The organism is Paraburkholderia sabiae, from assembly GCF_030412785.1.
Lineage (GTDB): Bacteria > Pseudomonadota > Gammaproteobacteria > Burkholderiales > Burkholderiaceae > Paraburkholderia > Paraburkholderia sabiae.
This window is the reverse complement of the sequence record NZ_CP125296.1, coordinates 584,039-604,505: the sequence shown is the minus strand read 5'-3', so window position 1 is coordinate 604,505 and position 20,467 is coordinate 584,039. Positions and strand designations below refer to the sequence as shown.

19 protein-coding genes are annotated in these 20,467 nt (G+C 62.1%); 13 read left to right on the top strand and 6 right to left on the bottom strand.

Going from position 1 to position 20,467, the window contains the following annotated elements; all coding sequences use genetic code 11:
• Positions 1-30 precede the first annotated feature (30 nt).
• The 9 genes from QEN71_RS32375 to QEN71_RS32335 all read left to right on the top strand — a co-directional run bounded on the left by QEN71_RS32375 (position 31) and on the right by QEN71_RS32335 (position 9,462).
• Entirely contained in the window at positions 31-483 is a 453-nt protein-coding gene (locus tag QEN71_RS32375) for a carboxypeptidase-like regulatory domain-containing protein (protein ID WP_201647226.1), read from the top strand.
• A 305-nt stretch (positions 484-788) separates the two neighbouring features.
• Positions 789-1,799, top strand: coding sequence for a M23 family metallopeptidase (locus QEN71_RS32370; RefSeq protein ID WP_201647225.1), 1,011 nt, complete (start codon positions 789-791; stop codon positions 1,797-1,799).
• A 69-nt stretch (positions 1,800-1,868) separates the two neighbouring features.
• A complete protein-coding gene (locus QEN71_RS32365; RefSeq protein ID WP_201647224.1) occupies positions 1,869-2,690 on the top strand; it encodes a serine hydrolase in 822 nt (273 codons plus the stop codon).
• An 88-nt stretch (positions 2,691-2,778) separates the two neighbouring features.
• Positions 2,779-3,705 carry a LysR family transcriptional regulator gene (locus tag QEN71_RS32360; protein ID WP_201647223.1) on the top strand — a complete coding sequence of 309 codons (927 nt, stop codon included), beginning with the start codon at positions 2,779-2,781 and terminating at the stop codon, positions 3,703-3,705.
• A 115-nt stretch (positions 3,706-3,820) separates the two neighbouring features.
• Positions 3,821-4,531 (top strand): SDR family NAD(P)-dependent oxidoreductase, encoded by a 711-nt coding sequence (locus QEN71_RS32355; protein ID WP_201647222.1) that lies wholly within the window; start codon positions 3,821-3,823, stop codon positions 4,529-4,531.
• Positions 4,532-4,555: 24 nt separating this feature from the next.
• Positions 4,556-5,770 (top strand): YbfB/YjiJ family MFS transporter, encoded by a 1,215-nt coding sequence (locus QEN71_RS32350; protein WP_201647221.1) that lies wholly within the window; start codon positions 4,556-4,558, stop codon positions 5,768-5,770.
• A gap of 51 nt (positions 5,771-5,821) precedes the next feature.
• Positions 5,822-7,084: an MFS transporter gene (locus QEN71_RS32345; protein ID WP_201647220.1), complete on the top strand. Its 1,263-nt coding sequence runs from the start codon at positions 5,822-5,824 to the stop codon at positions 7,082-7,084.
• A gap of 101 nt (positions 7,085-7,185) precedes the next feature.
• Positions 7,186-7,500: an antibiotic biosynthesis monooxygenase family protein gene (locus tag QEN71_RS32340; protein ID WP_201647219.1), complete on the top strand. Its 315-nt coding sequence runs from the start codon at positions 7,186-7,188 to the stop codon at positions 7,498-7,500.
• Between the two features lie 15 nt (positions 7,501-7,515).
• Positions 7,516-9,462, top strand: a complete 1,947-nt coding sequence (locus tag QEN71_RS32335) for an alpha-galactosidase (protein WP_201647218.1) — start codon at positions 7,516-7,518, stop codon at positions 9,460-9,462.
• On the opposite strand, the gene QEN71_RS32330 is transcribed toward QEN71_RS32335, so the two are convergent.
• Positions 9,435-11,336, bottom strand: a complete 1,902-nt coding sequence (locus QEN71_RS32330; protein ID WP_201647217.1) for a beta-galactosidase — start codon at positions 11,334-11,336, stop codon at positions 9,435-9,437. The two genes, QEN71_RS32335 and QEN71_RS32330, sit on opposite strands and share 28 nt — an antisense overlap.
• A 184-nt stretch (positions 11,337-11,520) precedes the next feature.
• On the opposite strand from QEN71_RS32330, the gene QEN71_RS32325 reads away from it, so the two are divergent.
• A complete protein-coding gene (locus QEN71_RS32325; RefSeq protein ID WP_201647216.1) occupies positions 11,521-11,940 on the top strand; it encodes a hypothetical protein in 420 nt (139 codons plus the stop codon).
• A 105-nt stretch (positions 11,941-12,045) separates the two neighbouring features.
• Here QEN71_RS32325 and QEN71_RS32320 read toward each other — a convergent pair whose 3' ends face one another.
• Together QEN71_RS32320 and QEN71_RS32315 are read right to left on the bottom strand one after the other, a co-directional pair.
• On the bottom strand, positions 12,046-12,777 hold the full coding sequence (locus QEN71_RS32320) for an OmpW/AlkL family protein (protein ID WP_201647215.1): 732 nt from the start codon (positions 12,775-12,777) through the stop codon (positions 12,046-12,048).
• Between the two features lie 124 nt (positions 12,778-12,901).
• Complete coding sequence (locus QEN71_RS32315; protein ID WP_201647214.1) at positions 12,902-13,666, bottom strand: ParA family protein; 765 nt, start codon at positions 13,664-13,666, stop codon at positions 12,902-12,904.
• A gap of 227 nt (positions 13,667-13,893) precedes the next feature.
• On the opposite strand from QEN71_RS32315, the gene QEN71_RS32310 reads away from it, so the two are divergent.
• Positions 13,894-14,109, top strand: a complete 216-nt coding sequence (locus tag QEN71_RS32310) for a hypothetical protein (RefSeq protein ID WP_201647213.1) — start codon at positions 13,894-13,896, stop codon at positions 14,107-14,109.
• Positions 14,110-14,237: 128 nt separating this feature from the next.
• Positions 14,238-15,041: an alpha/beta hydrolase gene (locus QEN71_RS32305; RefSeq protein ID WP_201647212.1), complete on the top strand. Its 804-nt coding sequence runs from the start codon at positions 14,238-14,240 to the stop codon at positions 15,039-15,041.
• Positions 15,042-15,060: 19 nt separating this feature from the next.
• Here the strand turns inward: QEN71_RS32305 and QEN71_RS32300 are convergent, their stop codons facing one another.
• Both QEN71_RS32300 and QEN71_RS32295 read right to left on the bottom strand, forming a co-directional pair.
• Positions 15,061-16,218: a pyridoxal phosphate-dependent aminotransferase gene (locus tag QEN71_RS32300; RefSeq protein ID WP_201647211.1), complete on the bottom strand. Its 1,158-nt coding sequence runs from the start codon at positions 16,216-16,218 to the stop codon at positions 15,061-15,063.
• Positions 16,219-16,290: 72 nt separating this feature from the next.
• Entirely contained in the window at positions 16,291-16,596 is a 306-nt protein-coding gene (locus tag QEN71_RS32295) for a hypothetical protein (RefSeq protein WP_201647210.1), read from the bottom strand.
• A gap of 504 nt (positions 16,597-17,100) precedes the next feature.
• Between QEN71_RS32295 and QEN71_RS32290 the strand changes: the two genes are divergently transcribed.
• The gene (locus QEN71_RS32290) at positions 17,101-18,819 is read left to right on the top strand and encodes a purple acid phosphatase family protein (RefSeq protein WP_201647209.1); all 1,719 of its coding nucleotides are present in this window, start codon (positions 17,101-17,103) and stop codon (positions 18,817-18,819) included.
• 108 nt (positions 18,820-18,927) lie between these two features.
• Here the strand turns inward: QEN71_RS32290 and QEN71_RS32285 are convergent, their stop codons facing one another.
• Positions 18,928-20,064 (bottom strand): branched-chain amino acid ABC transporter substrate-binding protein, encoded by a 1,137-nt coding sequence (locus QEN71_RS32285; protein ID WP_223958666.1) that lies wholly within the window; start codon positions 20,062-20,064, stop codon positions 18,928-18,930.
• Positions 20,065-20,467: the final 403 nt, after the last annotated feature.

Here is a 20,467-nt window from a genome sequence, read left to right as displayed (position 1 = left end):
CAGCTTATTTCTTCACGATGGGAGATCGTCATGAATCGATTCACCAAAGCAGGTCTCGTTGCCGCCGCACTCGTGCTCACGCAATCGGCGGTGAATGTCGCGTTTGCCGCGACCGCGGATTTGCCGCTGCTTCATCGACAAGGCGTGGTGACGTATCTGTCGGGCGGCATCGGCAGCGATCAATCGGCCGCGCTCAAAGACGTCATGCACAAATACCCGCTCGTGCTCGAATTCGCGGGCAAATCGAATCAGGGTAACGAGTACCTCGCCGACGTTCCCGTTCGCATCACCGACATGAACGGCGCGACGGTGCTGAACGCGACCGCGCATGGCCCGTTCATGCTGGCGTCGCTGCCTGATGGACGCTACAAAATCAGTGCGAGCTATGAAGGCAAGACGCAACAGCGTGTGATCGATGTCACATCAGCGGGACATGCGCGAACATTGTTCCTGTGGCCAATGCAATCGAATGAAAGCACGTGACAGACAAGCATCCGCGACGCGATGCGCACACGATGGCCCGTTTTTAAGATTCACTTAAGTGTTGCCGTCTAACGTGTGCGCTCCGTCGCCTTTCACTGCACGGCAGCAGCCTCGCCGCATTTTCTACATGCCGTCCGATACGCTCCTCAGGTTTGCCGTCATTTTTACCGCACTCTGCTTGCAACTCGAGTAGCCGCGGTATCTGCTTCACCTCCTCATCTGGACGCCACGCGTCTGTCAGTCCGCGCACGAAGTCCCCGTTTCGTGCAACCGCCATCGCAGTACCGTCGTTTTGTTTTTCGATCATGCCCCTTCCCGCATTCGTCGCGCCGTCGGCGCGCAGTGGCAAAGTCATTCTCGCGTGCGCGCTCAGTTCCGTTTGTGCCGCGCTGATCTTCTCGCCGCAGCACGCGAAGCATCCGGCCGATCAGGATGACGCCGCCGGCGCGCAATCCGCGTCGCTGAACCGCGAAGCCGCCGATACCGCGCGCAGCGCGCAACCTGCTTCATCGGCATCCGCACCCGAAGCCACACCGCAACCCGTCGTCAGATCGGCGACCGTCAAGAGCAGTTTCGCGGAAGCAGTGGAACGGCTCGGACTCGACAGCCGCACGGCCGCGTTGCTTGCGCACGCGTTTTCCGGCGAGATCGATTTTCGCCGCGACCTCAAACCGGGCAACACGATCAGCCTCGTCGTCGATCCGCCTGAAGCGGGCAACGCGTCGTCACAGAATCCGCTTGCGGTGCGCATCGAAACGGGATCGACGTCGCACGATCTGTTTCTCTACCGCAATCTCGAAGGCAAGCCGTTTTATTACACGAAGGACGGCGCGAGCACGACGCCCGCGTTCTCGCGCTATCCGCTCGCGTATGAGCGCGTGTCGTCGGAATTCGCGCTGCGCCGCCTCGATCCCGTCACGCACCGATGGCAAAGCCACGACGGCGTCGATCTCGCCGCGCCCGCGGGCACGCCCGTTCACGCGACGGCGCGCGGCACGGTCGCGTTCATCGGACGGCAGACGGGCTACGGCAAAGTGATCGTGCTGCGCAATCCGCCGCCCTATCAGACCGTGTTCGCGCATTTGTCGCGCTTCGCGAAGGGACTGCATCGCGGCGCACACGTGAAGCAAGGTCAGGTGATCGGCTATGTCGGATCGACGGGTTGGGCGACGGGTCCGCATTTGCACTATGAAGTGCATGTCGATTCGGTGCCGAAAGATCCGTTGACGGTCGCGCTGCCCGGAAAGAATCCGCTCGACGCCGCCGAGCGCGCGCAGTTCGCCAAAGAAGCCGACCGTCTCGCCGCACTGCTTTGATCATCGCGTTCATTCCGCATTCATCCATATGGAGCACATCGTGACATATCCGCTTCGCCCAAAACCGACGTGCTGAAACTTCATCTCTTCCTCACGCTCCTCCTGATCGCGAGCCTCGTGCCCGCGATCGCGCACGCCAAGCGCGTCTTCAAACCTGCTGTGCAGGCACGCGCCGCGATCGTCGTCGATATGGCGACGGGTCGCACGCTCTATTCGAAACACGCCGACGAACGGCGTCCCATCGCGTCATTGACGAAGCTGCTGACAGCGATGGTCGTGCTCGATTCGAAGCGCTCGCTCATCAAGCCGCTGCGCGTCACGGATGCCGATGTCGACCGGCTGAAGTGGTCGCGCTCGCGTCTGCCCGTCCGCTCGCTGCTTCTGCGCAGCACGCTGCTGCATATCGCGCTGATGTCGTCGGAAAACCGCGCCGCGTTCGCATTGAGCCGCGACTATCCGGGCGGACGTCCGGGCTTCGTGCGCGCGATGAATCGCACGGCGAAGCGGCTGCACATGTCGCATAGTCACTTCGTCGATCCGACGGGACTGTCGCCGCGCAACGTATCGACGGCGCGCGATCTCACGCGGCTCGTGCGCGCGGCCTATCGTTACCCTGTGATCCGCCGCTATTCGACGGCACACGAAAAACTGGTGCTGGGCGGCGACGGCCCACTGATGTATCGCAACACGGACCCGCTCGTGCATCGCGCGTCATGGCATGTCGGGCTGCAGAAAACCGGCTTCACCAACGAAGCGGGTCATTGCCTGATCGTCGTGACGAGCGTACGCGGCCATGCCGTGCTGATCGTGTTGCTCGGCGATCCCGATGCGCAATCGCACTTCCAGGACGCCGTCGATCTGCGCCGCTGGCTCGTCGCCTCACACCGTTGACGCGCACGCCTTCGCGCGTCCCGAATGCACGCGCCGCTGTACACTTCCCGGCAACGTCGCCACGCCGACGATTTGTGAGCGATGCATCATGGACCGGATTGACGCAATGAAGGTGTTCGTCGCGACGCTGGACGAAGGCAGCCTGGCCGGCGCGAGCCGGCGGCTCGGCCGTTCGCCTGCCGCGGTGAGCCGCGCCATTGCGTTTCTCGAAGCGCACGTCGGCTCGCCGCTCCTGCATCGCACCACGCGCACGATCAAGCTCAGCGAAGCCGGCGAGCGTTACGCGGCCGCCTGTCGACGCATCCTGACCGATCTCGAGGAAGCCGACCTGCTGGTGGCAGGCGAACGTTCCGCGCCGCGCGGCCTGCTCAACATCACGGCCCCCGTCGCGGCCGGACAGGATCTGCTGCGCGCGATCCTCGACGACTTCATCGATGCGTATCCCGCCGTCTCCGTGCGCCTGCATATGCTCGACCGGCCCGTCAGTCTCGTCGACGAGGGCATCGACGTGGCGCTGCGCATCGCGCATTTGCCCGACTCGACGCTCGTGGCCATCCCCGTCGGCGAAGTGCGGCGCGTCGTAGCAGCCGCACCGCGCTATCTGTCGAAGCATCCGCGCATTCGCGAGCCCGCCGATCTCGCCGAACATCAGATCATTTCGATGACGCACTTCGGCCTCGATTCATGGAGCTTTCCGCCGACGGAAGGCTCGACCGTGCCGCAGGTCGTCCACTTCTCGCCGCGCCTGACCGTCAACAGCATCGACGCCGCCGTCGCGTCCGCCGTCGAAGGGCGCGGCGTCACGCGCATGTTCTCCTATCACGTCGCACAACAGGTGAAGGACGGACAACTGCGGATCGTGCTGCGCGACAGCGAGCACGCGCCCTTGCCCGTTCACCTTCTGACGCCGCACGGCCGTTTGTCGGTGCCGAAAGTGCGCGCCTTCGTCGATTTCGCCACGCCGCGTTTGCGCCGGCAATTCAAGCAGTTGCAGCGCGTGACAGACGGCAATTAAACCGCCGCGCGGAAGAATGTCTGCCGCTATGCGTGGATTCTCTCAGTAGCCGACTCAATCTAGACTTGCTCCATCGAGAACGGGCCTCTATGGCCCATACCGCAAGGAGCAATTCATGGGTGCCGAACAGAAAGTCGTGATCGTCACGGGCGCGTCGCAGGGTATCGGCGCGGGACTGGTGAAGGCGTATCGCGACCGCAATTTCCGCGTCGTCGCGACGTCGCGCTCGATTCGCGCGAGCGACGATCCGGATATCGCCACCGTACAGGGCGATATCGCCGACGTCGAAACTGCACGGCGCGTGATCGCGCTCGCTCTCGAACGCTTCGGCCGGATCGATACGCTCGTGAACAACGCGGGCATCTTCATCGCCAAGCCCTTCGACGCCTACACGCCCGAAGACTACGACGCCGTCATGTCGACCAACGTGAACGGCTTCTTCCACATCACGCAGCGTGCGCTGACGGAAATGAGCCGCAAGCGCAGCGGGCATGTCGTGAACATCACGGCGAGCCTCGTCGATCGCCCGCGTGCCGGTCTGCCCGCAGCGATGGCCGCGCTGACCAAAGGCGGCCTGAATGCCGTGACGAAATCGCTCGCCATCGAATACGCGCCGCTCGGCATTCGCGTCAACGCGGTCGCGCCGGGCGTCATCAAGACGCCGCTGCATCCGCAGGAGCGCCATGAAGCGCTAGCCCGTTTTCATCCGCTCGGACATCTCGGCGAAGTCGCGGATATCGCGGAAGCCGTGCTGTATCTGGAATCGGCGAGCTTCGTGACGGGCGAGATCCTGCACGTCGACGGCGGCAGCAACGTCGGCTCCTGATCGGACGGAATCACGGAGTCAACCATGCAGCACACAGCGTCAGACGTATCGGCACCACCTGTCTTCAACATCACGCGCGGCACGGTAGCGGGCGCGAGCGCGAGCCTCGTCGGCATCGGCCTCGCGCGCTTCGCGTACACGCCGCTACTTCCCGCCATCATCGACGCGCACTGGTTCGCGGCCTCGACGGCCGCCTATCTCGGCGCGGCGAATCTGGGCGGCTATCTGGCGGGTGCGCTGCTGGGCGGCTATCTCGCGAAACGCGCCAATGCCGCGACGGTGCTGCGCACGATGATGCTGCTCGCGACGGTCGCATTCGTCGCCTGCGCATTCCCGCTGTCGTTCGCGTGGTTCTTCGTGTGGCGTTTCGCGTCGGGCCTGGCGGGCGGCACGCTGATGGTGCTGGCCGCGCCGACCGTGCTCGCGCATGTGCCGCCGTCGCGCCGCGGCCTCGTGAGCGGCGCGATTTTCGCGGGCATCGGTCTGGGCATCGCGGCGTCGGGCACGCTCGTGCCGCTGCTGTTGCGCGAAGGCGTCACGCAGACGTGGCTCGGCCTCGGCGCGATCGCGCTGCTGCTCACGCTCGCTTCATGGAACGGCTGGCCGAAGCAGGATGCGCCTGCGCAGACGGCGCACAAACATCACGCGAAGCATGCGAAGCCCAGCGGCTTCGCGCTGCGCGCGCTGTATGCCGAGTACGCGCTCAACGCGATCGGCCTCGTACCGCACATGCTCTTTCTCGTCGATTTCGTGTCGCGCGGACTCGGCAAGGGACTCGACGCGGGCGCGCAATACTGGGTGCTGTTCGGCCTCGGCGCGATTGCAGGCCCGCTGTTGAGCGGTCATCTCGCCGACCGCTCGGGCTTCGGCCCTGCGTTGCGCGCGGCGTTCGCGATCCAGATCGCCGCCGTCTCGCTACCGCTGATCAGCACGGACCCGGCGGCGCTGATCGCCTCCAGCGTGCTGATGGGCGCTGCCGTGCCGGGCATCGTGGCGCTGGCGCTCGGACGCGTCAATGAACTGCTCGCGCATCATCCCGCCGCGCAAAAAGTCGCGTGGAGCACGGCCACCACCGCGTTCGCCGTGTTGCAGGCGGGCTCCGCGTACGGCATGTCGTTCCTCTTCACGCAGAACGGCGGCGACTACCGGATGCTGTTTACGATCGGCGCGGCGGCGTTGGCGCTAGCGCTCGCGATCGACCTGTTCGCCGCTCTGCGCGGCAACCCCGAGAACGCCTGACACAGTCTGCATCGACGCATAACTTCACCGCATCATCGAAGGATAGATAGCATGAACCAGCCCATGACTTCCGTTTCGCTGCGCAACGCACCGGATGTCCCGATCATCAGTTACACGGAGCGCAATCAGCAGCACTGGAAGCGCAATCTGTTCGTCTGCGTGTTCGGTTCTTTCACGACGCTCGTCAGCCTCAGCATGCTGCTGCCGTTTCTGCCGCTCTATGTGAAGCAGCTCGGCGTGACCTCGCAAGCCGATGTGATCCAGTGGTCGGGTGTCGCGTTCGGCGCGACGTTTCTCGGCACGGCTGTCACAGCGCCGCTGTGGGGCCGTCTCGCCGACCGCTACGGACGCAAGCCGATGCTGATACGCGCCGCCGTCGGCATGGCCGTCGTGATGTCGCTGATCGGCATCGCGCACAACGTCTATGAACTCGTCGGACTGCGTCTGGTGGCGGGTCTCGTCGGCGGCTATGCGTCGGCGTCGACCGTGATGGTCGGCACGCAGGCGCCGCGCGAACGCGCCGGTTGGGCGCTCGGCCTGCTGTCGACGGGCGCGCTCGCGGGCAACCTGGTCGGCCCGCTGATCGGCGGTCTGCTGCCGGGCTGGATCGGCATACGCGGCACGTTCTTCGCGGGCGGCGCGGTGATCGCCGTCGCCGCGCTGCTGACGATCTTCGTCGTCAAGGAAGATTTCGAGCCCGCCACCGACACGAAGCGCAAAGCCGTCAGCGCCACCGCCGATGCCACCGCGCCGCGCACCCACTATGCGGTGATCGGGGCGTTACTCGCGACGGCGATGATGGTGCTGCTCGCGAACATGTCGATCGAACCCGTGATCACGGTCTATGTCGGCAGCCTGGGCGTCGCACCCGATCACCTGGCGCGCATCGCCGGCGTCGTGATGGCGTGCTCCGCGTTCGGCAGCATGTTCACGGCGGCGCGACTCGGCGCGCTCGCGGACCGGATCGGCGGCTGGAACGTGATCATCGGCTGTCTCGTCGTAACGGGGCTCGTGATGATTCCGCAAGCGTTCGTCGAACAATGGTGGCAACTGGCTGCGTTGCGTGCGTTGATGGGCATGTCGCTCGCCGGTCTGTTGCCCGCGATCGCGAAGCTCGCCCGGCATGCCGTCGATGAAAGCCGGACGGGGACGATGCTCGGCTACCTGCAATCGGCGCAGTTCAGCGGCCAGGTGATCGGGCCGGTGATCGGCGGACAGATTGGCGTGCATCTCGGCATGCATTCCGTGTTCTTCGCGACGGGCTCGTTACTGATCGTATGCGCGGGCTTCGCGCAGTGGGCGCGCGGGCGGTGATGCGCGTTCTTGCCTTCTGACTGATGCATGCGTCCGCGATCTCGCGGACGCATTTGTGCGTATACTGCACAGCAGATCGCAGTCACTCAGGAGCGAGAGTCATGTTCATTGCAATGAACCGGTTCAAGGTGGCGCTGGGTTCGGAAGGCGCATTCGAAGAAGTCTGGACGTCGCGGGACACGCATCTGAAAGACGTGCCCGGCTTCGTCGAGTTTCATCTTCTGAAGGGCCCGCAGCGCGAAGATCACGTGCTGTATTCGAGTCACACGGTGTGGGCGAATCGCGCGGCGTTCGAAGCGTGGACGCAGTCGGAAGCGTTCCGCGCCGCGCATCGGAATGCGGGCACCGAGTCGCGCGCGCTGTATCTCGGGCATCCGGAATTCGAAGGATTCGAGGTGCTTCAAACCGTGAAGTGATCTGCGCAGCGCGCCATGCACGCCGATCACGCAGCAGCGTTGGACCATCCGGGCGCGCCCGTTTTTCGTGCGCGAGGCGATAGCTATGCGTTCGGTAACGACGCCATTGCGCTGCAATGGACGATTGCGGACCAACGTCTATACTGCGTTTGCGTGGCCGATCTTGCGCATGGACGCACGTTGCAGGTCGACGCGCCCTTCTCGCTCACATTCGCGGATGGAAGCACGTTTGACGTGACTAGCCTGCGGCTCGTTGCGCCGTTGCGCGAAGAAGCGCTGTCCGCGAATCCGGATGCATTGCGAAAAGCCGAACGCCATCAAGGCGTGCGTGTGGCCGCGACACTCGTTGACGACGAACAGCGGCTGCGAATCGAATGGAGCATCGAGCAACGCGAAGGCGCGTGCTATCTTCGTCAGCATCTGTCCATCACTGCGCTCGTGCAAAACGAGCACATTACCTCGGTTTCGCTGCTGCAAACTCTGGCGCCCGCCGCGAGAAAAGCGGGCGACCTCGCGGCAGTGCCTGTTATCGACGGCAACGTCTTTCTGGGCTTCGAGCTTCCCATGGCGGAAAGCGAAGTCCGCGACGGTGTGGCTCGCTTTATCGTCACGCGCGCACTGCCGCTCGAAAGAGGAAAGACGCTGGCTTATTCGGCTGTTGCAGGCGTGTTTCGCGACGGCCAGTTGCGCCGCGATTTCGCAACGTATGTGGAGCACGAGCGTGCGCGTCCATATGATCCATTCCTGCACTACAACTCGTGGTACGACATCGGCTTCCTGACTCCTTATACGCAGGAACAGGCCATCGAGCGCATTCACGCGCTGGGCCATGAACTGCACGACAAGCGCGGCGTGCAACTCGATTCCTTTTTGTTCGACGACGGATGGGACGATTACAGCGGCAGCTGGACCTTTAGCGCAGCGTTTCCCGATGGTTTCATGCCATTGCAAGAGGCCTCAAAACGCTACGGCGCAGCACCCGGCGTATGGCTGTCGCCATGGGGCGGCTATGGACCGCCTCGAACGGAACGCGTGACGCGTGGCCGCGCCGCCGGATACGAAACGGCGGGCGATGGATTCGCGCTGTCGGGCCCGGCGTACTATCGATGCTTCCATGACGTCGCCATCGATCTGTTGACGCAACACGGCGTCAATCATTTCAAACTCGACGGCACGGGCAACGCGAATACGGTTGTCGCGGGCAGCCGCTTCAACAGCGACTGGGACGCCGCGGTGGAACTCATCGAAGACATGCGCCGTGCAAAGCGCGATGTGTTCGTCAACCTGTCGACGGGCACGCAAGCGTCGCCCTTCTGGCTGCGCTACGTCGATTCGATCTGGCGCGACGGCGCGGACTATGGATTCGAGGGCGCGGGCAGCGAGCGCGAACGCTGGATCACGTATCGCGATGCGCAGACGTATCGCAACGCCGTGCAGCGCAGCCCACTCTTTCCGCTCAATTCGCTGATGCTTCACGGCATCATCTATGCGCAGGCCAATACGCAACTCAATAGCGATCCCTCGCATGCATTCACGCACGAAGTGCATTCGTACTTCGGCAGCGGTACGCAATTGCAGGAACTGTATGTGACGCCGTCGATGCTGAACGAAAACGACTGGGACGTGCTCGCGCAAACCGCCCGCTGGGCTCGCGACAACGCCGACGTGCTGCGCGATTGTCACTGGATAGGCGGCGCGCCCGATGAACGCGAGATTTACGGCTGGGCTGCGTGGACGCCGTCGAAAGCGATCGTGACGCTGCGCAATCCGGATGATCGTGCGAACGACTTCGTGCTCGATCTGCGAGCGCATCTCGAACTGCCGGATGGTGTCGAAGGCCAGTTCAGCGCACAGTTTCCGTTTATCGATTCCGCTGCAAGCATTCCGACACGATGGGATGTGAACCGCCCGCAACAGATTCGCCTTGCGCCATTTCAGGTGTTGACGCTCGAATTGTCATAGAGAGACGATGCGAGGCTGACCGGCTTCGCTTCCGTCTGATGTAGATCGAAGATCAATACGCTGTTGTCGCCCGGCTTCAACCACGGCGCCGGGCAATAGAGGCGCATTTGCGGGCCGATATGCCAATAGCGCCCGAGATTGCGGCCATTCACCCACACGACGCCCTTGATCCATTCGCTCATGTCGAGATAGACGTCGCCGATGGTATCTAGAGAAAGCGTCGCCATAAAGAACATGCCTGGCTTGCTCGGGTTGGAGCAAAGCGGACGCAGGTTCTCGACGAACGAAGCATCCATCGGCAAGGGTACGACTTCCCAGTTCGCCAGCGTCTCGCTCGCGCCCGATGCATCGTGCAGGACGACAGGATCGACGAGTCCTTTGCGATCGATCATCGCGTGCCCGTAATTCACGCGGCCCATGCCTTCGACGAGTATTTCCAGCACCGCATGTTCGTGCTGCATGGGCAACGCGACCGGTTCGCGCTGCACAGCCTTCAGTGGCAACGCCAGATGCTCCGGCACACTCGCGCGCGACACGGCACCCGCATACTGATCGCCAATACAGACAGTGGCGTAATCGTGAACGTCGCCGATATCCAGCGCACCGCCCGCATAGCGCGCCAGCTTCTTCCGATACAGCACGAAGCCGAATGCCTGGCCATACATTTCGAAGGGCTGCGGCTGCACCGTATCAGCGAGAGGAAGTGCAGCAGGAAGATTGTCCCAGAGCGATGCATAGCGACGCGGCATCAAACGACGAACACCGTTCGAATCGATCACGGGAATCGTTGCGATGGGCGCGGGCACGTTCGGCAAAGGCGTCGACAGATAGCGCTCGATGATGCTGCGGCACTGCATGTAGCGCGCGGTGGCCACGCCTTGCTCGCTAATCGGCGCTGCGTAGTCGTAACTCGTGATGTCGGGCTGATACTCGCCTGTGTCCGCATCCACATTCGCGCCCGCGTAAAAACCAAAGCTCGTTCCGCCGTGAATCACATACAGATTGAACGACAGGTTCTTGCGCATGAACGCATCGAGCGTCGCGGAAAGGTCGACGGATGTGCCCTGAAACGCGGCATCGCCCCAATGCGTGAGCCACCCCGGATAGACTTCGCCCGCCATTGCAGGCACATCATGGAACGCCTTGCGCACCGCTTCGATCTGCGCCGCGTTGCCGTTGCTCAACGCGATTGCACCGCCCGCGACATGCGACTGGTTCTGTTGCAACTGCACGATACCGTCTTCCGTATAGAACGGTCCGTCGATGCCGCCGCGAATCCACAGTTGCCTGAGTTCCTCCAGATACGCGGGATTGCTGTCGAACGATCCAAACTCGTTCTCGATCTGGATCATCAGAATCGGGCCGCCGTTCTGTGCCATCAGCGGCCGCACGCGAGGAATGAGTTCGTCGATATAGCTTTCGACAGCGCGCATATAACGCGGATCGCTCGCGAAATCCGTGCGCAGCCGGATATCCGCGTGCTTCAACAGATACGCCGGAATACCGCCGAGATCCCATTCTGCGCACACATACGGGCCCGGCCTGAATAGCACCCACATGCTTTCCGCGTGGCAAAGACGCACGAACGCTTCGATGTCGCGATTGTCCGTCTGAAAGTCGAACGCGCCCTCGCTCGTCTCGTGATAATTCCACATCACATATAGCGCGATGGAGTTCATCCCCATCGCTTTTGCCATCTGAATGCGGTGCCGCCAGTATTCGACGGGGATGCGCGCCGGATGCAATTCGCCGCTGCGGATCTGAAACGGCTTGCCGTCGAGCAGAAAGCCGTCGCCATTCGGCGCAAAGCTAAAAACGTGCGGAGCGCCCGGTCCGTCGACGCTCGTGCCTTGCATGGATGCGTGCATCGTCATAGGCGCCTTCTTTACGCTCAGACAATTACTCAAACCGAATTGCGCTTTATGCAGGACGCGTAATATTGCCGGATGATTCCGCGCAATTACATTGCCTTTCGTACAGAGAAAAAATTTCTGATCGCCATTATGCTATAACCGGAATGTGAGCCAAATTAGCGATCACTCCGATCTCAAATGCGATATGGCATATTACTATGTCGAACCCGAAGTGGCGGGCGGCCTTGGAAAGCACACGGTTCTGGATTCAAGCGTCCATCCGCCGGCCATCACCCAGCTTCATTACAGAATTATCAATTGGCTGGGCGATGCGCTACTCGAGAGCTTTCCCGCCCTCATCATCACGCGCGACGCAGCCGGCGCGTTGAATCAGGCCAACGCGAGCGGCTATGAATGCCGTGACCTCGAATTAACGGTCAGCGACTCGTTTAGAGAAATCTATCCGGAGCGCACATTGCCGGAATTTCTCTGGCTATCCGTGACAGGCGTGGCGGGACGCAACGATCTCGGCATCGCCGACGATTCGCGCCTCGTGATCTCCGAACGCGTGCTGAATGTGCTGAAGACATTCGGCCTGAATCACGCGATCGTCGAGAACTACTGAAGCGCGGCAAGCGTTTCCCTATTCGTCCGCTAAAACCAAAAGCCCGTCTCATCGACGGGCCCCCGGTTGCCTTTTTTGGAAAAAACGAAGTCGAGCTTTCTTTCGTTAGAAGCGATACCCGACCGATACAAATGAAACGATAGGATTGACGTGAATCTTCGACGTGCTCGTCACCGTGCCTGCGGCTGTCGAATGCGTGGTCAGTGTCGCGCGCGTCGATAGCCACATGTACGACAGCGAGACGCCCGCCGACCAGTGCTTGTCGAAGTTATACGCAAAGCCCGCGTTGATGACGGGCGCGAACGAACTGCTCAGCTTCGCCGTCGTCTGACCTTCGAGCGCAGTGCCGTACGTCGACGAATAGAGGAATGCGCCGCTCGACATCGCCGAACTCAGCTTGACGCCGCTGTACCAGACGTACGCCGCGCCCGCGCCGAGATACGGACGGAAATGGCTTTGTGCGTCGTTGAAATAGTATTTCAGCAACAGCGTCGGGCTCCATTCGTACGCCTTGCCCAACTCGCCGAGCCCTGCGAGCGTGCCCGTTCCCGACAGCGTGAATTTCGGCGGCACGCCGAACACACCTTCGACCGCGATGTGATCGGTGACGAAGTACGTCGCCGTGAAGCCGACGGTATCGGCGCCGTCGATCGTCGCGCCCGAGCCGCTCGCGGTCGTCGACGTGCCGAGCGCGTTGATGCTGAACGGCTGGCTCGACACCTGCGGCGCCAGATGAAACCAGCCGACGTTCGCAACGAAACTGCCTGCGCTCTGTGCATGCGCAGCCGTGCCCGTCAACAGCGCGGCTGCCATGGCAATGGCCCGGTATGGCCTCATCGTCTCCTCCGTTGTTGTGTTGATCTGGAGGCGATTCTATGCGCACGACCGTTCGAATCGATACGACGAGTCTGGTGAGTGATCTCTGGAAATTGGTAAGGATTTACCGCGCCAGGTCAGGCGGCTAGCCCGCCAGCTCGCGATGCAACGCCAGATATTCCTGCGACAGCTTGTGCTTCGGATCGAGATGAATTACAGGCTTCGCATGCTGATGCGACTCGCGGATCTTCACCGACGACGACAGCCGCGCACCGAGCACCGGCAGCCCTTCGCTCACGAGTTCATCGACGAGTTGCTGCGGCAGGCTCGCGCGCGGCTGGAACTGGTTGATCACGATCCCTTCGACATGCAGCGCATCGTTGTGGTCCTGCTGGATCTCTTTCACGTTATCGAGCAGCGTGTAGAGCGCGCGGCGCGAGAAGTCGTCGCAGTCGAATGGAATCAGACAACGCTCGACGGCGATCAGCGCGGAACGCGTGTAGAAATTCAGCGCGGGCGGCGTGTCGATGTAGATCGCGTCGTACATGTCCAGCTCGTTGAGCGCATCGCGCAGCTTGTAGATCTTGTAGCGCGATTCGAGCTTGCCATGCAGCGTATCGAGGTCCGCGTGCGCGGGCATGATGTCGAGGTTCTCGAACGGCGTCGGATGGATGAAAGACGTGACGTCGATCGGTTTGAAGCTGAACGTCAGCGCCGTTTCGAAGAAACCCGCCACCGTGGGATGCACCTCGCTGGCGCGTGAACCAAGCAGATACTGGCTTGAATTGCCTTGCGCATCCAGATCGATGACGAGCGTACGCAAGCCTTCGCTGGCGCTGATGGCCGCGAGATTGCACACGATCGTCGATTTACCGACACCACCTTTCTGATTGAATACGACACGCCGCATGTGTCCCCTCTTCGCTTTCGATCTGCCATAAAAACCAGCAGCATACATCAGCCATATTACCGGGTGAGGTACGCCAGAATCGCATGCAACACCCGTATTCGTACGACTCGAATTCATCGGCTAGAATCGTTTCACGTGCATCCGGTCGCACGGCGCCCACGCAAACCGGGCGGGCATTCTCGATGCTCCGTGTGTGCTGTTTGTGCACAACTCTTGTGGAGGTCAAGATGAAAGCAGACGAAAGGGGTGACGTGCGCGCCTTCGTGCAGACAGCCGAACAGGCGGGCGACTACGTGTGGGTGATTGCACTCGTCGATTTCGGTGCGCGCGAAGTGAAACGCACGATCGTTTCCGACGAAACCTACAAGAACCGCGCGGCCGCGAAAGACGCCGGCGAAGCACGCCTGAAAGCGCTCGAAGAAGACCGGCACGCGCACGCCTAGCCTCGCCGGTCCCGCCCGCTACAGCGGGCATAGACAAGTCCCGACGACCTGTTCGAAGCCGGCAGCGGCTTCGACGGTTCGTCGAATCGCGGATTCATCAGATTCACGACGAGTGACGGGCATCGGGCATGTCGCTGATTACGTTCTGCATTCGCCTCGCGCTTGCGGCCTATGTGGTCGCGCTGGTCGCGCTCTACTTCATGCAGGACAGGATGTTGTTGCCCGCGTCGCCGGATGTCGCCGGTTCGCTCGTGGGGCATCATGCCGCCTATGACGTCGAACGGTGGCAAGCGGACGGTGAATACGCCGGATATCTCGTCACGCCCGCCGCCGCGCCGCGCGGCACGTTCCTCGTCTTTCACGGCAACGCGGAAACGGCGGAGAACAAGTTGCCCGTCGCCGGGATTTTCGTGCGCGACGGTTATCGCGTTGTCGTGGTCGAGTATCCCGGCCAGGGAAACCGCGAGGGCAAGCGCACGATGCTCGCGGCGCTGGCTGCATCGCGGGAAGCGCTCGTCGCGGCGCGTGCGCAATGGCCTGGGCCTCTGTATCTGGTCGGCGAATCGCTGGGCGCGGGCATGGCCGCGCAGGCCATCGCAGGCAATGAAAAGAGCGTGGCGGGCGTCGCGCTCATCACGCCGTGGGACTCGCTCGCGAGCGTGGCATCGACGAAGTATCCGATCTTCCCCGTGCGCTGGATGCTGCACGATCCATTCGATTCCGTCGCGGCGCTCGCACGCTATGACGGGCCGCTTGTCGTGATCGGCGCGCAGCAGGACACGCTGATTCCCATCGTCCACGCGCAACGGCTTGCGGGCACGCATCCCGGCGCGCACCTGATGCTGTTGCCCGACGCGAATCACGAAGACTGGTTCGGCGCGATGAATAACGCACACTGGCAGCAGGTGCTGCGCTGGATGCAGGCAGACTGAGCGGCTTGCGCGGTCCTTGTCAGACGCTCCACGCGGCGCGCACGCGCTCACGGATATCGACGAGACGGGCAACCCGTTCGTTGGCGAACACGAAGCGCAGATAACGTTCCGCTTGCGGGCCCCAGCCGTTCATCGGCGTGGCGGCGACTTCGCCTTTTTCCAGCAGAAGACGCGATGCATCGGGCGGCGCGAAGCCGAGTTGCGTCGTATCGATCAGCAGCGACCAACCGCCATCGGGCCGCACGAGCGGCAAATCGTGCAGTGCCTCCAGCAGAAAATCGCGCCGCGCCTGCCATTCGGCGACGCTTTGCGCAACGCCATCGTCCGCACACGTGAGCGCGGCGGTCGCGCCCGGCATGCCGATGCCGACCTGACAGACCACGTTCGACAGACTCGTGAGCCGCACGTCGTTCATGATCCGCTCGGGCCCGACGATCCAGCCGACACGCCAGCCGATCATCCGGTATTCCTTCGACACCGAGCCCACCGTGAACGTGCGCTCGCGCATGTCCGGCAGCGACGCGGGATGAATCACGCTGCGTCCGTCGAACAGGATGCGCTCCATCGCCGCGTCGTAGACGAGCCATGCGCTCGAGCGTCGGCAATGATCGGTGATCGCCTGCCATTCGGTTGCGTTGGCGACGAAGCCGCTCGGCATCGACGGCGACATGATGAGGAACGCGCGCGTGCGCGGACTCACTGCGTTCGCGAGGGAATCGACGTCGAGCCGCCAGCCGTCGGCGGAAGGCACGAGCCGCGCGAACTTCGGCACGCCGCCCGCCAGCAGCACGCGATTGATGAGACCCGCGTAAGTGGGATCCGTGAGCACGACTTCGTCGCCGGGTTCGAGGATCGACAGCAACACATTGAGGATGCCCGCAAGGCCGCCCGCCGAAACGATGCACTCGCTGCTTGCGTCGTAGTCGAAACCCGTCGACTGCTTCATTCGCGCGACGACGGCCTGACGTAATGCAGTTTGCCCTGTGAACGGCAGATAGCTGTTCGCGTCGTCGTCGTCGACGGCTTCGTGCGTGCGCCTTATTGCTTTGGCGGGCGGTCGCAGATCGGTGTCGAGATTCTCGAGGCGCAGGATGTTGCGGTTATGCGTTGCGTCGGCGGCATCGCCCATTCTGTCGACGCCGATGCCCGGGATGTTGCGCAAACGGGAGACTGTCACAGTGCCCTCCTCGCACGAAGCACGCCGCCTGCAGAAGCGGACATGCGAGGCATCATACTAGCGCAACGATGGCTACTCGCCGCGCCGCGTCACCAGTTCATTCCGGATCAGCGCGTGCAGGTCTTCGGCGCTCGGCTGCGTGCCCCAACGGCTCGCGCCCGCTACCGATGCAATCGCGAACCAGGAATGCGGCGGGAACCACTCCTGTACCACCATGCCTTCCTGCCTGAGGCACAACTGTCCCGTGAGTTCGCTGTATTCGGCCGACATCGATCTGCCGTTCGCCTGCACCGTCACGCACGTGCCCTTCGACGACGGCTGTTCCTCGACATGCACGATCACGTCGTCGTCGAGCGGTTGTTCGTAGGCGGCCGTCATGATGCGCTGCGTCCTGCGGAAAACGTCGCGCCGCATCGCGCGCCAAACATCGTCAAGCCGGTTATTGCTTTCATGAGGCTCTCCCTGTTTCGTTTATGGAGAGACACTTTATGCAACTCGCAAAACGAAGATGTGTGCGTGTGTAAGCAAACGTGAATTCGATCGCGTGATCGACGGTGTGACCGCGGAAAAGTGTAACGCCCGCATTGATTTCCGTTTTTGCGTATCACGGCTACAACACTCGCGCTTCCACACGAATGCCGACGTGTGATGAAAAGAGGTGAATGTCAATCGTCTATCAGATCGACGCCATGGCGTTTTACCACTCGATCGATGGCTTATCCATCCGTACACATCGCGGCGGCGCTGTCACAGCGGGGTAACAGGTTTGGGCCTATCGTGTTGCCCGGAATGACGCTTCCTTCCCGTTCCTTTCCAGCATCGACGCGCCCGCGCCGTTGCGTCTGCGTGCGTCGTCTGCCTTCCACCGCGAGAACAAACGACATGTCGAACAAGAACACCCCCGATACAACGCCGGTCGAACCGGCCGACTCGCCCTCCAGCACGAACACGCAGTCCGCCACCTTCTCGCGCCGCGGCTTTCTGAAGCTCGCGGGCGCATCGGGATTTGCCACGGCGGCAGGCACTTTCGCCGGCGCCGCCAAAGCCGATCCTTCGACACCCGACGGCACGCCCGAGCAGGTGCATCTGACATGGGGCGAAGATCCCACGAACGAAGTGGTCGTATCGTGGGGATCGGCGGCGGCCGCCACCAATCCGCGCGTGCGCTTCGGCGCGGGCAGCGATCGCAAGGAAACGGTCCACGCCGTGCAGCGCACGTACACGGACGGCCTGAACGGCGAGGTGGTGTTCACGTATCACGCGCGGCTGCATGGCCTCAAGGCCGCGACGACGTACCAGTACGAAGTCACGGCCGACAACGACAGCAACATGGGCTCGCCGTTTTCCGCATCGTTCAAGACTGCGCCGCACGGCCGCACGCCGTTCCGCTTCACGAGCTACGGAGACCTCGCCACGCCGAACACGAACTGGGTGCTGTCGTCGCCGCAAAGCAAATTCGCGGTGCAGGCCGTCGAGCGTTTTCAGCCGCTCTTTCACCTGCTGAATGGCGACCTCTGCTATGCGAACCTGAACCCGGGGCAACAGCCGGCCGTGTGGCGCGACTTCGGTAACAACGCGCAGACGTCGGCGGCGAATCGTCCGTGGATGCCGTGCCCCGGCAATCACGAAATCGAATTCAACAACGGCGCACAAGGCTTCGATTCGTATCTTACGCGCTACACGCTGCCGCACAACGGCACGCGTTTTCCGGGCCGCTGGTACAGTTTCCGCGTGAGTTCCGTGCTGTTCATTTCGCTCGATGCCGACGATGTCGTGTATCAGGACGGCGCTGCATTCGTCGCGGGCCCGTCGCCGCTCGTGCCCGCTGCGAGCACGGGCCACGCGCCTATTCCGGCGGGCACGTCGTTCTATGTGCGCGGGTACAGCGACGGCGAGCAGACGCGCTGGCTCGAAAAGACGCTGCGCCATGCGGAAGACGATGACGATATCGAATGGATCGTCGTGCAGATGCACCAGGACGCGCTGACTTCATCGAAGACGGGCAACGGTTCGGACAAGGGTATCCGCGAAGCGTGGCTGCCGCTGTTCGACCGTTATGGCGTCGATCTCGTGCTGTGCGGCCACGATCACGACTACGAGCGCAGCTATCCGGTGCGAGGCTGCAATCATCACGCGGGGATCGATGCGACGACGGGCGAGAAAGTCGACACGCTGCAACCGAAGCCCGCTGCGCATCCGCATGCGACCAACGGCAATACGTTCGATACGAGCCACGGCACGATCCACCTGATTCTCGGCGGCGGCGGCACGAGCGCGCCGCTCGACGTGTATGGCGTCGATACGGGCAACGGCAACGTGCAGGCGAAGGTGTTCACAAAGCCGAATCGGCCGATTCCGGGCACGACGGCGGGCACGTTCACGCGCGCCGGCGCCGATGCACTGGAAGATGCGATCTGGTCGGCGCAACGCGATACGGGTACGGGTTACGGCATCGCCGTGTTCGACTACGACCCGGGTTCGCACGGCGGCAAGACAACGATCACGATGAACTACTATCACGCGCCCGGTGCGGATACGACACCGACGTCCACGTATGAGCTGTTCGAGACGATCGTGCTGGAGAAGCCGCGCCGACGTTGATAGAGTCCATGCATTGTTGCCGCGATAACGCGCGGGTTATCGCGGCAACCGGCACATCCACGCGCCGATGGACCGAACGTTCTTCCGTTCAATCCTGCTGCGGCTCCTTCACTTCTCCGCGCCGATAGTCGTCACAGGTTTCCATTTCATCGACTTGACCTGATAGAGCGTCGAAGTCGGATTGTTCAGATCCCCGTATTTATCGAACGAGATATGCCCGGTGATGCCGTTGTATTGCATCGTGCGAAGCGTTTGCATGAACACAGCAGGCTTGACTGAATTCGCCTGCTTCATGGCGGTGATGGCGAGCCACGCACAGTCATAGGCGAACGGCGCGTAAGTCAACGTATCCGCACCGAATCGCTTCTTGAACTTGTCCGCAAACGCGCGGCCTTCGGGCAATGAATCGACGGGCCGTCCATATTCCCAGGCCATTGCGCCTTCCGCCGCATTTCCCGCCGAACCGATAAAGACGCTATCGGCGATCCCGCCGCTGCCGACGAACTGCGCGTGGATGCCCAACTGCTTCATGCGCTTGACGAGCAGACCCGCCTGCCCATCCAGCCCGCCGAAATACAGAAGATCTGCGTTGGCCGCCTTTATGTTCGTCAATTGTGCGTTGAACTCGACAGCTTTGTCGTTGGTATATTCCTCGGCCACGATCTGCCCGCCGGCCGCTTGCGCGGCCTTCTTGAATTCTTCGACTGCACCTTGTCCGAATGCGGTCCGGTCGTCCATCACCGCGATCCGCTTCGCTTTCGTGACCTTCACAGCATACGTGCCGGCATTGCCAGAGTTCTGAGTATCGGTCGCAATGATGCGGAACACGTTGTTCAAGCCCTGACGCGTGATGGCCGGATTCGTCGCCGCGGGATCGATGAGCGGGATGCCCGCACGCGCAAAAATCGGCGAGGAAGGAAGCGCGACGCCCGAGTTGTAATAACCGACCACGACGACCACGCCATCGTCGACGAGCTTCTGCGCCACCTGAACACCTACGCGCGGATCGCCCTGATCGTCGACGGATGCAAGCTCGAACTGCACCGGCTGTCCACCGATGCTCAGATGTTGCGCGTTCGCCTCTTCCACAGCGAGACGCACGCCGTTTTCAATGTCCTTGCCATTAGCTGCGCCCAGGCCGGTGAGCGGCGCAGACACGCCGATCTTGACGGCTTGCTGTGCACTGGCGACGAGCGGAGCAATGCAGAGTGCTGATGCTGCGACGAACGAAAGAAACGTTTTCATGGCAGGGCACCTCATCGAGAGAATCCCACACGTTCGAGCCGGCTGTTTCCAGATCACCTTGTCCGGGAGATCATTTTGCGTCAAATCCCCTGTCCTGCTCCTGCGGGAAAATACTGATCTGCTGCGTTAAAGAACCTCGATTTGAGACCGCTGATGGCTGTTGACCTGCCCGACATGACGCAAGAGCATTCTGGCTGACAGCCAGATTCCGACGAGCGAAAGCAACATGCCCGCCGTCTGTGTCAACGGCGGTATTGTGTGCTTGTACAAGCAGACGTAAAGAATCCCGAAGACCGTTTCAAGAACGACGAGTTGGCCCACCAGTCCCATCGGCAACTCGTGTGACGCACGATTGAAAAGCGCCGTTGCAAGCCATGAGGTTCCCACGCCGAGGCTTAGGGTA

Coding starts and splice junctions, on each gene's coding strand:
- QEN71_RS32375 (WP_201647226.1), top strand. CDS start 31: ATGAATCGATTCACCAAAGCAGGTCTCGTTGCCGCCGCACTCGTGCTC.
- QEN71_RS32360 (WP_201647223.1), top strand. CDS start 2,779: ATGGACCGGATTGACGCAATGAAGGTGTTCGTCGCGACGCTGGACGAA.
- QEN71_RS32305 (WP_201647212.1), top strand. CDS start 14,238: ATGTCGCTGATTACGTTCTGCATTCGCCTCGCGCTTGCGGCCTATGTG.
- QEN71_RS32285 (WP_223958666.1), bottom strand. CDS start 20,064: ATGAAAACGTTTCTTTCGTTCGTCGCAGCATCAGCACTCTGCATTGCT.
- QEN71_RS32290 (WP_201647209.1), top strand. CDS start 17,101: ATGTCGAACAAGAACACCCCCGATACAACGCCGGTCGAACCGGCCGAC.
- QEN71_RS32350 (WP_201647221.1), top strand. CDS start 4,556: ATGCAGCACACAGCGTCAGACGTATCGGCACCACCTGTCTTCAACATC.
- QEN71_RS32320 (WP_201647215.1), bottom strand. CDS start 12,777: ATGAGGCCATACCGGGCCATTGCCATGGCAGCCGCGCTGTTGACGGGC.
- QEN71_RS32330 (WP_201647217.1), bottom strand. CDS start 11,336: ATGACGATGCACGCATCCATGCAAGGCACGAGCGTCGACGGACCGGGC.
- QEN71_RS32310 (WP_201647213.1), top strand. CDS start 13,894: ATGAAAGCAGACGAAAGGGGTGACGTGCGCGCCTTCGTGCAGACAGCC.
- QEN71_RS32355 (WP_201647222.1), top strand. CDS start 3,821: ATGGGTGCCGAACAGAAAGTCGTGATCGTCACGGGCGCGTCGCAGGGT.
- QEN71_RS32335 (WP_201647218.1), top strand. CDS start 7,516: ATGCACGCCGATCACGCAGCAGCGTTGGACCATCCGGGCGCGCCCGTT.
- QEN71_RS32325 (WP_201647216.1), top strand. CDS start 11,521: ATGGCATATTACTATGTCGAACCCGAAGTGGCGGGCGGCCTTGGAAAG.
- QEN71_RS32295 (WP_201647210.1), bottom strand. CDS start 16,596: ATGACGGCCGCCTACGAACAACCGCTCGACGACGACGTGATCGTGCAT.
- QEN71_RS32340 (WP_201647219.1), top strand. CDS start 7,186: ATGTTCATTGCAATGAACCGGTTCAAGGTGGCGCTGGGTTCGGAAGGC.
- QEN71_RS32315 (WP_201647214.1), bottom strand. CDS start 13,666: ATGCGGCGTGTCGTATTCAATCAGAAAGGTGGTGTCGGTAAATCGACG.
- QEN71_RS32370 (WP_201647225.1), top strand. CDS start 789: ATGCCCCTTCCCGCATTCGTCGCGCCGTCGGCGCGCAGTGGCAAAGTC.
- QEN71_RS32345 (WP_201647220.1), top strand. CDS start 5,822: ATGAACCAGCCCATGACTTCCGTTTCGCTGCGCAACGCACCGGATGTC.